Annotated in this window: 9 protein-coding genes; 3 read left to right on the top strand and 6 right to left on the bottom strand. The window is 45.8% G+C overall.

All coding sequences use genetic code 11. From position 1 onward, the window contains the following. Positions 1-330 precede the first annotated feature (330 nt). On the top strand, positions 331-912 hold the full coding sequence (locus tag QUA83_RS07975) for an HAD family hydrolase (RefSeq protein WP_333292453.1): 582 nt from the start codon (positions 331-333) through the stop codon (positions 910-912). A 15-nt stretch (positions 913-927) separates the two neighbouring features. On the opposite strand, the gene QUA83_RS07970 is transcribed toward QUA83_RS07975, so the two are convergent. The 4 genes from QUA83_RS07970 to ftsH2 all read right to left on the bottom strand — a co-directional run bounded on the left by QUA83_RS07970 (position 928) and on the right by ftsH2 (position 8,815). After that, complete coding sequence (locus QUA83_RS07970) at positions 928-2,157, bottom strand: ATP-binding protein (RefSeq protein ID WP_333292452.1); 1,230 nt, start codon at positions 2,155-2,157, stop codon at positions 928-930. 6 nt (positions 2,158-2,163) lie between these two features. Next, a complete protein-coding gene (locus QUA83_RS07965; RefSeq protein WP_333292451.1) occupies positions 2,164-5,091 on the bottom strand; it encodes a PAS domain S-box protein in 2,928 nt (975 codons plus the stop codon). A gap of 232 nt (positions 5,092-5,323) precedes the next feature. Continuing rightward, the gene (locus QUA83_RS07960; protein WP_333292450.1) at positions 5,324-6,613 is read right to left on the bottom strand and encodes an aminopeptidase P N-terminal domain-containing protein; all 1,290 of its coding nucleotides are present in this window, start codon (positions 6,611-6,613) and stop codon (positions 5,324-5,326) included. A gap of 315 nt (positions 6,614-6,928) precedes the next feature. Continuing rightward, entirely contained in the window at positions 6,929-8,815 is a 1,887-nt protein-coding gene (gene ftsH2 / locus QUA83_RS07955; RefSeq protein WP_333205819.1) for an ATP-dependent zinc metalloprotease FtsH2, read from the bottom strand. 322 nt (positions 8,816-9,137) lie between these two features. Here ftsH2 and QUA83_RS07950 point away from each other — a divergent pair, with 322 nt between their 5' ends. Next, positions 9,138-10,220, top strand: coding sequence for a ParM/StbA family protein (locus QUA83_RS07950; RefSeq protein WP_333292449.1), 1,083 nt, complete (start codon positions 9,138-9,140; stop codon positions 10,218-10,220). A 20-nt stretch (positions 10,221-10,240) separates the two neighbouring features. Next, positions 10,241-10,759, top strand: a complete 519-nt coding sequence (locus QUA83_RS07945) for a hypothetical protein (protein WP_333292448.1) — start codon at positions 10,241-10,243, stop codon at positions 10,757-10,759. Here QUA83_RS07945 and QUA83_RS07940 read toward each other — a convergent pair. Beyond that, on the bottom strand, positions 10,742-10,891 hold the full coding sequence (locus tag QUA83_RS07940; protein WP_333292447.1) for a hypothetical protein: 150 nt from the start codon (positions 10,889-10,891) through the stop codon (positions 10,742-10,744). The genes QUA83_RS07945 and QUA83_RS07940 overlap by 18 nt on opposite strands. Positions 10,892-11,062: 171 nt before the next feature. Continuing rightward, entirely contained in the window at positions 11,063-11,986 is a 924-nt protein-coding gene (locus QUA83_RS07935; RefSeq protein WP_333292446.1) for a hypothetical protein, read from the bottom strand. Positions 11,987-12,187 lie beyond the last annotated feature (201 nt).

Genomic DNA, 12,187 nt, shown 5'->3' with positions numbered 1-12,187 from the left:
GTCAACTTAACGTTAAACCGATAGTCCGACAGGGGTTGAAACCCCTGCCTCAAAGCTGAAGTCCTCTAAAAGAGGACTAATCAGTAACCACACAAAATTAATTACATAAAAACTCCTTGCTAGGCAAGGGTTTCACTAAAAATATTGTGTAATTAATTCGGAACAACTACTTAAATTATTCAGTCCTCTTTTAGAGGACTTTGGCTATTAGACAGGGAATTCATTCCCTGGCGAACTGCCGGGTAGGCAGGAAGACTAGCGGACGAAAAGCTTAAGTAATATCAATTCCGATGCCACCGAGTTTTATATTATATCAAAAACAATACAACAATGAAACGAGCAGTATTTCTTGACAGAGATGGCGTTCTCAATATCGAAGTCGGCTACATCCACAAAGTAGAAGATTTGAATTTAATCCCCGGAATAGCCCAAGCTGTACGCCGTTTAAATGACAAAGAAATATTTTGCTGTTTGGTTTCCAATCAATCCGGCCCAGCGAGGGATTATAATCCGATTAGCCATATAGAAGCTTTGCACAAACGCCTGTGTCATTTATTAGAAAATGAAGCAGGAGCCAAGTTAGACGCTCTTTATTACTGTCCTTATTTAAGCGCAGCCGAAGGCGGAACAAACCCCGAATTTACGCGGTATTCGACTTGGCGAAAACCAAATACGGGGATGTTGGTAGCGGCCGCTTGGGAATACGATTTGGATTTGCCGAATAGTTTTATGGTGGGGGACAAAGCGACTGATGTTGATATGGCTCACAATGCCGGCTGTACTGGCATTTTGGTGCAGACTGGTTACGGAGAAAGCGTGTTGAGCGGGGACTATCAGCACCATACTAAACCGGATTTTATTGCAGCAAATTTAGCGGTGGCGGTGGAGTGGATTTTGCAACACTTTGATTAGTATTTGTAGAGGCCTTTAATTTGTTTCTCGTTGAGTCTTACAGGAAAGGGCAATGTAAGGAAGGGTGACTGTGAAGGTTGTACCCACGCCCATTTTGCTTTCGCAGGCGATCGCGCCTCCTTGCAATTCCACAGCTTTTTTAACAATTGTTAATCCCAAACCGTTACCTTTAATCTTCCCAGTATTCTTGCAGCGGTAAAACATTTCAAATATTTTCCCTACTTCAGTTTCTGGGATGCCGATACCTTCGTCTCGGATACGTATAATTAGTAAGGGGGTGTTAATATTTGTAAATTGGGAATTGGGAAACAAACACTGAGGAGACAAGCAGAAAATATGTTCTTTGTCTCCCTCACGTGCTTGACGGCATTCCAATTCCAAGGTGACTTGTCCACCGTTGGGAGAATATTTGATGGCATTGACGATTAAGTTAGAAATAATGCCGTGCAGCAATTGTTGATCTAACATCGCGCTGGTAACATCTGATGGGATTAATGTTAGTTTGTGCTTTGCTTCATTTCCTAACTGCAATTGATCGAGCAAGTTTTGACAAAATTCGATTAAATTTATCGGTAATGGATTGCATTTGAGTTGGCCTGATTCTGCCCTGCCCATGAACAGCATATCGTCGATTAGCTGGTTCATCTTTTGGGTAGCTGAGTGCACGAGGCGCAGGGTTCTAACTTGGGATTCGTCACTGCTGCGAGTTCGATCGAGATCCAGAAGTTCCGCAGAGATTAAAATCGCGTTGAGGGGATTCCGCAATTCGTGAGCGGCCATTGAAATATACTGGTTTTGGCGGTGCGATTTTTCTTCCACCGACTCTCTGACTGCTTCCGCAGCTTTGAGAGATTCTCGCATCTTGGTTTCCATTTCGTGTCTGTGCAGGGCAATCTCGATCGCCACCCGCAAATCATTTTGTTGAAATGGTTTGATAATATAACCGAACGGGTCTGTAAGTTTCGCTCTTTGCAGCGTTTGCTCGTCGGCATAAGCTGTTAAAAATACTGTCGGCACATTCCTATTAGTTCGGATTTTCTCGGCTGCTGTTACCCCGTCCATGTCACCTTTAAGCACGATATCCATCAACACTAAATCGGGCGGGGTTTCTATCGCTTTTTGAATTGCTTCTTCTCCTGAAGAAACTGTAGCTGTGACTGCATATCCCAGTTTTTTTAATCGACCTGCTATGTCTTGGGCTACAATAACTTCGTCTTCTACAACCAAAATTTGTATAGGGTTCATTTTTCGTTAAATACGCTGCCGATAATTTAACTCTTGGAAAATCAGAGTGTAGCAGGTTCCACGCTGACTGTCAATGGCAATACTCGCCTCTAATTGGTAAGCCAACATTCTTACTAATCGCAATCCTAATGTTTCAGTATTTTCCACGTCAAAATCCGCAGGAAATCCGCAACCGTTATCTTGAATAGTTAAATGAAATTGGTGGTAATTTATTTCATGAAAGTCAATAGTTATTTCACCATCTAAATTAGACCCAAAGGCATATTTTAAAGAGTTAGAAACCAGTTCGTTAATAATTAAGCCGCACGGAATTGCTGTTTCTATGTTTAAATAAATGGGGTCAATTTTGAGATTAAATTTGATTGAAGTGTTGCCGCAACCAAAAGATTGATACAAATTAGCAACCAAGTTTTCGACGTAGGGAGACAGGGCGATGTGATCGAGATTTTCGGATTGATAAAGTTGCTCGTGAATCAGAGCCATTGAATGGATGCGCGTCTGGCTTTCTTCAAATAAAGCTAGCGTCGGTTCGTCTTCAATGTATTGAGATTGAAGTTGCAGCAGGCTGGAAATTATCTGCATATTATTTTTGACTCGGTGGTGAATTTCTTTGAGCAATACTTCTTTTTCGCGGAGTGCTGCTTGGATGCGGGCATCGGTAAATTTGCGATCGCTGATATCTTCGCCAATACCCGCGATGCGGTAAATTTTGCCCGATTCGTCGTAAATGGGAAAAGCTCGATCGCACAGCCAGCGAATTGTGCCGTCTGGCAGAAAAATCCGATATTCGGTATTGGTGGACTCGCCCTGCAACACTCGCCCCATTGCCTCTGTCAACAGGAGTTTATCTTCTGGATGCACCCACTCCATCATTTTTAATGGCTCAGCATACAATTCTTCCCGACAGCGCCCCCAGATTTGTTCGTAAGCTGGACTCAGATACAATAAATCGGTGAATTCCGCAGACATTAGCCAGACGGAATCTTGGATATTTTCTGCTAACTGGCGGAAGCGTTCTTCACTTTCGCGGATGGTTTTTTCGGCCTGTTTGCGTGCGGTAATATCTACTGCAATGCCCACGATGCGGTAAACTTTACCAGATTGATTTCTAATCGGAAAAGCCCGATCGCGAATCCAGCGTATTTTGCCGTCCGGCCTGACAATTCGATATTCTATCTCGTCTTCAGACTCAATTTGTCTAGTTAAATTAGCAATAACGCGAGCGCGATCTTCTGGATGGAGGGAATCTGCAAAAAAGCGGCCGTTAGCATACAAATCAGCGCAGCTTCTGCCCCAAATCTTTTCGTAAGCCGGACTGATATAAATAATTTTCTGGGGTTGAACGTTTACCATCCAAAACACGCTTTCAATGTGTTCTGCTAGCTGTCGGAACCTTTCTTCGCTTTCTTTCAGCGCTGCTTCTGTTTTTTTGCGCTCACTAATATCTTCTGTCACTACTACATTGTAAATTGCCCCGCTCAGCGGTTCTTGGATGAGCGATACTGTAATATTTACCCAAACTACAGTGCCGTCTTTGTGCAGCAAGCGTTTTTCCATTTTAAAACTGTCAATTTCCCCGGCAAATAATTTCTTGTTTTGTTCTAAATCTGCATCTATATCTTCTGGATAAGTAACGTCCATCCAAGTTCGTGACAGCAGTTCGCTCGCACTATATCCCACTATCTCGCAGAATTTTTGATTGACTCGCAAATAGTGGCCTGTTTCGTCAGGGTGGGTAATGCCGACTGCCGCTTGTTCGACGGTGGCCCGAAAGCGTTCTTCGCTATCTCTGAGGGTTGCTTCTGCTTTTTTGCGATCGCTAATATCGCGCTGCACGCCAAAATAGCCCACGATTCTGCCGTGGGAATCGTAAATGCAAATATAGTCGCCTTCCACCCAAATTAGATCCCCGTCAAACTTGCGATTGTCATTTTCGATATGAATTCTGCCCGCATCAAAAAATTGCCTGATTATCTCTCTGCTACCAGTCAAGTTGTGCGACAAGAAAGAGTAAAGCGTCCTGCCAATAAACTCTTCCCTAGTACCTCCGTATTGAGCTATCAAAGCATCGTTTGCCTTCGTTACCCGCCCGTGAGTAAATACGTAATCCAAGACTTTTTCTTTGTCAACTGTATCGTCCCAATGCACTGGTTCGTCCAGCATCATAAAGAAAAAGCCATCTAAAGATTGAGAGAAAAACAATTCTAGCTGTTCCTGGCTTTCCCGCAGAGCTTTTTCGGCGCGCCAGCGAGAGAGAATTTCTTCCTGCAATTGATTGTTGGCTGTTGTCAAGTCTTCAGTGCGCTTTTGATATTTAATTTCGAGCTGATTTGTGATTTCTTCCAGCGCTATTTCTGCCTGTTTTTTTTCGGTAATATCTTGAGTAACTACTATGCCTGCAAAAATTTCTTCCAGGTCGTTTTTGACGGGAGCAATTGTTGTGGAATAAACGCGATTGCCGTATTTATATTCAAAAGAATTCTCTTTTCCTGCCAAAGCAGCGCGATATTTAGTCTCAAAAAGTGGCCAATCTTCAGGGGGGGATACTTCCCACAATGTTTTGCCTTCCAACTGTTCTTTGGACAAACCAACTACTGCCAAACCTTGGCCGTCAACCAGAGTATAGCGCAAATCGCGATCGAACAAAAACACCGAACCATTGGGATAATATTTGATGAGAGTTCGGTACATTTCCTGGCTTTTTTCCAGAGATGCGATTAACCGAATGCGATCGTCCTCGGTGATATCAAATTCAGTTACGGAACCCGAAAAGCCAGCATTCTCGACTGCTTTGAGTTGTGCTTCTAATTTCTGGCACAATTCTCTCTGCTGCTGCAAATGCTCTTCTAATTGTCGAATTTTTGCTTTTTGCTCTGCTACTAATGCTTCGCAGGTTTCCAGAGGTCGATCAATCTTGGTAGGATCAATACACATAAGCGCTCTTTGTTTGGCAGTTGCGGACTTGAGCTTTTTCAAGCCAATACTAACAAAGCTCAAGCCTTCAGTGCCAACTTATATCATGGACGGTTGCATCGGAATAATATATCTGGATGATATAGCCCGCTCATAATTCCGATGCTACTGGATTTGATATTATATCCTTTCCGGTTGCATCGGTATTGTTCAAACAGTCAATAGTCAACAGTCAACAGTCAACAGTCAACAATTATTTAGGAACTCCCGCCGTCAAGACTTCATGACTTTCCAATGTCACCAAAACATCATCTTCAATTCTCACGCCAATACCCCGCCATTTTTCAGGAACCTCCGGCTGTCCTTCAACGGGTTTAATATAAGGAGAAATATAAATCCCCGGTTCCACCGTCAGCACTTGTCCTGCCTGCAAAACTTGCGGATTTTCCCCGTACTGATAAACGCCGACATCGTGCACATCCAATCCCAGCCAATGACCAGTGCGGTGCATATAAAATGGCTTGTATTTCTCTTCTTTAATTATCTCTTCAATATCCCCCACCAAAAGTTTTAAATCCATTAAACCTTCCACCAAAACGCGCACAGCCGTTTCATGAATTTTGCTGTAAGGATTTCCGGGAAATACTTGACTAATTGCCTGCAATTGTGCTTGCAAAACTAAGTCATAAATTATCTGTTGTTCGGCTGTAAATTTGCCGCTAACAGGAAACGTGCGAGTAATATCGGCGTTGTAGTACCCGCAAGCACAACCGGCATCGATTAGCAGCAAATCGTTTTCCTGCATTTGGCGGTTGTTTTCGATGTAGTGGAGGACACAGGAATTGTAACCGGATGCAACAATTGAAGGGTAAGCCGGAGTACAGCCATTTAAGCCAAAAGTATGTTCTATTTCAGCTTGAATTTCATATTCGTATCTGCCCGGTTTGGCGAATTCTTGGGCGCGGTTGTGCGCTGCAACTGAGATATTAGCCGCTTTTCGCATTAATGCTAATTCTGTTTCGCTTTTCACCAGCCGCATCGGGTGTAAAATGATGTTGGAATCTTCGATTGCTGTGGGGCCGGTGCCGCGTTTCGGGTAGGTTGCCATCAAGCGCTGCCAATGATTGAGGACTGTTTGGTCGAAACTACGATCGCGCCCGAAGTGATAGTATATGCGATCGGCCTTTTCTAAATATTTCGGCAGTTTTTCGGCAAGTTCATTAATCGGGAAAGCTTCATCCGCGCCGTACAATTCCTTAGCGCCTTCTACGCCGGCGCGATAACCGTGCCAAGTTTCTTTTTCCAAGTCTTTTGGCTGCACAAACAAAACAAATTTGTGTTCTTCGTGGTGTGGCGCGAGCACCGCTACCGCCGCAGCTTCGTTGAAACCCGTTAAGTAGAAAAAATCGCTATCTTGTCGGTAGGCATATTCTACATCGTTGTGCATGACGGCAGCGGGCGCGCTGCGAAATATAGCCGTCCCGCTGCCAATTTTTGCCATTAACTGTTCGCGTCTTTGTCGGTATTCGGTGGGGTTTGTCATCCGATTTTAGATTTTAGATTTTAGATTTTAGATTAAATTTAATATTAACATTCGGCGGTTGAAACCGCTTATACACAAACAAAACCCGCCTGCGCGGGTTGAATTTATTGATTGGACTCGGCGGTTAAAACCGCTTCTTGTCAGACAAAACCCGCCTGTGCAGGTTGAATTTCTTTAGTCTCGCTTTGCGCGGACTTTGTTTGACAAGAAGCGAATTCTATTCGCCATCACTATTCGCTTTGTTTTACAAGAAGCAAATTTCATTCGCATTGAATATTCGCATTGAATATTCGCATTGAATATTCGCTCTTCTTTTTAAAGCTGAGGAACGTATTGTTCTTTTTCAGGAACAAAAGTGTATTCAGAGACGATTAGGCGCAACTCTTCGCCGTCGATGGTTTCTTTTTCAATCAACAAATCGACTAAGCGATCGATCACGGTGCGATTTTCGCGAATAATTCGGCGGGCGTCGTCGTAGCAGTGATCGACAATTGCTCGAACTTGTCCGTCAATCCGAGAGGCTATTTCTTCGGAATATTCCGATCGCGCTGTGTAGTCGCGGCCGAGGAAAATTTCGCTTTGCTGGGCTTCTAGGGCGATCGGGCCCAAGGTAGACATCCCGTAGCGAGTCACCATTTGCCGCGCCATGCCGCTTACTTGCTGCAAGTCGTTGCCGGCACCGGTGGTTACTTCGGCATCGCCGAAAACTACTTCTTCGGCTGCGCGGCCACCCAAAGCACCGCTAATCCGGGCTAAAATTTGCGATCGAGAAATCAAACCTTGGTCTTCGCTGGGCATGAACCAAGTCAAGCCGCGGGCCTGTCCGCGAGGAACTAAGGTAACTTTTTGAACTGGATCGTGGGCTTGAATGATTGTACCGACGATCGCGTGGCCGATTTCGTGGTAAGCAATCAAGCGCTTGCTCTTGCTGTCCACCAAGGGAGTGCCTTCCATACCTGCTACCACGCGATCGACTGCATCGTCAACTTCGAGCATCGTAATCGCTTCTTTGCGGCGGCGGGCGGTTAAAATCGCAGCTTCGTTGAGCAAGTTAGCCAAATCAGCGCCGGTAAAACCAGGAGTGCGGCGGGCGATAGCGTCCAAAGAAATCTCTGGAGACAGCTTCTTGTTGCGCGCGTGAACTTCCAAAATTTCCAAGCGGCCTTTGATATCCGGCGTATCTACGCTAACTTGGCGGTCAAAACGTCCCGGACGCAGCAGCGCTGAGTCGAGCACGTCGGGGCGGTTCGTAGCAGCAATGATGATAATGCCAGTATTGCCCTCAAAACCGTCCATTTCGGTCAGCAACTGGTTCAGGGTTTGTTCCCGTTCGTCGTTACCGCCACCGATACCGGCGCCGCGCTGGCGGCCCACTGCATCGATTTCATCGATAAAGATGATGCAAGGAGCATTTTCTTTAGCTTTCTTGAACAAGTCCCGAACGCGGGAAGCGCCGACACCGACGAACATTTCGACAAATTCCGAACCGGAGATGCTGAAGAAAGGCACGCCGGCTTCGCCTGCGATCGCTTTTGCCAGCAGGGTTTTACCGGTTCCGGGAGGGCCCACTAGCAGCACGCCTTTGGGAATCTTCGCCCCGACTGCGGTGAAGCGTTCGGGTTTTTTGAGGAATGTCACCACTTCTTGAAGTTCTTCTTTGGCTTCCTCAACGCCTGCTACGTCGTCGAACAGTACGCCTGTTTTAGCTTCCATTTGAAAGCGAGCTTTGGATTTGCCAAAATTCATGGCTTGGCCAGGGCCCCCTGGCACGTTGCCACCGCGGCGGAAGAGGAAAAACAGGCCTCCTACTAACAAGAGGGGAAATACTAGATTGCCTAAAAGTCCCCAGACAGCACCGTCGTTGCGTAGTGGGTGAGTGTCGAAGCTGATTTTGGAGTCTCTGAGCCTAGAAACCAATTCCGGGGCATTTGAGGGCAAGTCTACCCGCCACCGCTGCTCGTGATTGTCCAGTTCGGGATCGACTGCTAGGACAATAGCCGTCCGACCTCCGTCGTAAAGGTCAACGCTGGTCACTCGACCGGCGTTTAAGTAATCTAAGAAGCGACCGTAGCTCAGGCGGGTGCTGGCGGTGTTCTTGCTCATTTCTGCCGGGGATGGCGCAAAGGCCCCCTGCCACAAGAAAAAGCCGATGACTAAGGCGGGTAAAGTCCAAAGTAGTATAGTTCGCCAAGAAATTTTCATAAATGCGGATGCCTTGAATTGGGGACAGATCGGGTAAGATCGCGGTGTCGGAGAAGTGCGACAAAAGTTTACACTCAGAATCTTAACTAAATTTAACTTAACAATGCACTCTCAGGCAACAGAGCTTCGAGGACGATCGCTCCAGAAAAAGTTAGGTTAGTTACGGTAAGGGCGATCGTCCCGAATATAATGTTTGGTGCTGATTTCGATACCGATCTAGGTAGAGTTAGAAGAATCGCCGCAAAACCCACTGTCTTTAAGCGTGGCAGTGTCAAGGGATAAGGCATGATAATGGTGAGGCTCAGTGAGGTAACACATTTCAATGACAACTAGACAGCTTGTTCCTAATTCGGCTATGCTGACCCAGCAGACTAAAGTCGCTTCTAACAAATCGATTATTAGCGCTGATTTGGGTCGGACGGCAACTAAAGCTTGCGTGAGTCGCAACCCGAGTGGCGTTGTTTTCATCCCTGCCAACGTGGCTACTATGCCTGTGGAAAAGGTGCGGGGTGGCAGCTTTGAGTCCAAAGCAACAGACCCTCTGTTGGATATGTGGCTGGAGTACCAGGGCAGGGGTTACGCGATCGGTCAATTGGCGGCAGATTTTGGCGCTAATCTCGGTGGCGCTGACCAGTCGAAAGTAGTAGATGCTTTGGTTAAGGTCTTTTCCTGTGCTGGATATTTCCAGATGAAAGGCGAAATAGCAGTTGTGCTGGGTTTGCCGTTTTATTCGCAGGATCAGTTTGAGAAGGAAAAGGAAGAGATTATCAGCCAACTGCGCTCTCCCCACGTTGTGGTGTACCGGGGCGAGCGTGTGGATATTAACATCAGTCACGTTTGGGTGATGCCGGAAGGGTTCGGCAGCCTGATTTGGTGCGAGGCTCAAGATAACAAGGAGTTTACGCCGGAGTTGCCGGAACTGTCGGTGGCTGTTGTTGATATCGGACACCAAACTACCGATTTGTTAATGGTCGATCGTTTCCGGTTCGCCCGGGCAGCTTCAAAGAGCGATTCCTTCGCAATGAACAAGTTCTACGAACAAGTTGCCTCAAAGATTCCGGGAGCAGACCCTCAATCTCTGTCTTTACTGGAAGCGGTGAATAAACCCGAAGGCCAGCGTTTTTACCGTCCCAGAGGAGCGACTAAGCCGACTAATTTAGATCCGATTATTAAGGATTTGCGGGAGGCTTTCGCTAACGAACTGTCCGAACGTTTGGTGCAGTGGCTGCCGGAACGTGTGACGGATGTGGTTCTGACTGGCGGTGGCGGCGAGTTTTTCTGGGAGGTTTTGCAACCTTTGCTTAAAGACGCCAATCTTAAGGCTCACTTGGCTCAGCCTTCCCGGAAAGCTAATGCTTTGGGACAGTTTATTTATGCTGAGGCTCAGCTAGCCACGATAAAGTAACGCATTAAGGCTTGAACCCTATGGCACTGTGGGCAAAAAATAAGGCGAATTTCTCGGTGGCGTTTACGGAAGATGCTGCGGATCAAACTTTGCTGGCCGCTATTGAAAAAGAGTTGGCTTTCACGAAGTATCAGACTTTCAGCAATCTCTGCAAGCAAGCTTTGTGGCAGTTTTTGTCTGTATCTGAGTCTGCTAGCTCTACACAGAGCTTTCAGCGGTTGGAACAGCGTATTGCTGAACTTGTGGTAAAATTTGCTGAGTTTGAACACAATGTTTCGGCAGAGGAATTAAGCCGTTTGGAGGGACTGGAACATCACCTGAGTCAACTCAGCGCGCAGTTGGATCAATTGCAGGGGAGTGTTAACAGTAAGTTTGCTCAAGTTTCTTTTGCCCCAGTTTCAAAAGTAGTAGAGCCTGACCCGATTGAGTCTGACTCTGTGGCGGATGATAATGTAGTGTCTGATGCTGAAGTTGTTCCTCCTCGGAATTCCGATCCTTTGTTGGAGCGTTTAAGTTCTTTGTTACCCCAAGATTTCTAAAATCAGGTAGACCCAGGCTAAAAAGCCTTGAGATGTGATGTTAGTGGCCCGCTGTTGGCAGCCGGTACTGAATACAGAAACAAAGCGATCGCTCTTTTGAAAAAAAAGGGCGATCGCTTTGTTATTTGTCATATCATTTCTGGTTACACCGGAATGATGTTGACTGTTGACTGTTGACAGTGAACAGTGAACAGTGAACAGTGAACTCGAATTTACTATTCTGATGCTAACGGATTTGATATCAGTTGACTGTTGACTGTTGTCTGTTTTCTGTGATTACAAATTACCAATTACCAATTACCATTATTCGATTATTCCTAATTTTTGTAATCGCGAACGAATGGCACTAGGCTGTCGCTGAAATCTCTGAGCTAATTCGTCAATTTGTTGACCGCTAGCATATTCTTGCTTCAAATTTTCGTCTTCATCCTGACTCCACTTGACATAAGCTCTGGGATATTTCTGACGAATTTTCTCATTCTGGGTTTTAGGTCGATAACCATTCTTTTGCTCGGCATTCAAACCAGAACCAAGCTGTGGGTTAATTTCCCCACCGCGACTAGCTAGCGCCTCTTGCACGCGGTTGGGAATCACAGCAATTTCTTCTGATAGCTGAGCCAAAGCATCGTTTACTTTTTGCTGAAGTTCTGTTAGCTGCCGCTGCTGCAAACTGCCCCACTGTGGCAGTTCATTGATAAACTGCTGCAAGTCCAGAATTATTGTTGTCAAAGTTTCGACTTGTTGCAACTCCGGTCGCTGTTTGAATTGGCGGCTGGTGAGTTCGATCTCGCTTTGAATCATTTTAATAGTTTTTTCTAAAATTATTAGTCGCTGGCGCAGGTTCTCAATTGCTGAAATTAGAGAGTGTACGTTTTCTCCAGGCCCAACATTGAGATTTTCGCGAGATGTTTGAGCAACAGCTTCGTCTAAAGCATTTACAGCAAGTTGCAATTCCTCGATCGCGCGATCGGTAGTAGCTGCTTGTTGATTTACGCGATCGAACGTGGCCGCCGTACTTGCTTTAACTTGCTTGTGCAGCTTCTGTCGGTTCACAAAATTCAACACCAACGCAATCACTACAGGTACTTGAGCATAAACGCTCTGTTCCCAAACCAAACTAGCAGCCAATCCCACAGCAGAGGCAGCAAGAAAAACCAATTCAGCAGTTTCTAACAAATTGCTGGACGTGGGATTTTGGATTTTAGTTGGTGAATTGGATGATGACATAGGCTAATACCATTTTAGATTTTAGATTTTAGATTTTAGATGTGGAATGACTCAGGAAGCTCGGAGTTTCGAGCACGGGCCTATAGTTGCATTCTTTTTTTCAAGGGGTGCAAGTATGCGGATAAAAATAAAGTACGCGCGAGTGCAGATATCCGGTAGGGAATTGCACATTAACCCCGAATTTAGCAGTGGTGAAAAACA

Origin of the sequence: Microcoleus sp. K1-B1, assembly GCF_036704705.1 — a bacterium.
GTDB lineage: Bacteria > Cyanobacteriota > Cyanobacteriia > Cyanobacteriales > Microcoleaceae > Microcoleus.
Note: the sequence above shows the minus strand (reverse complement) of the source record. Positions and strands in the feature narration are given on the sequence as shown.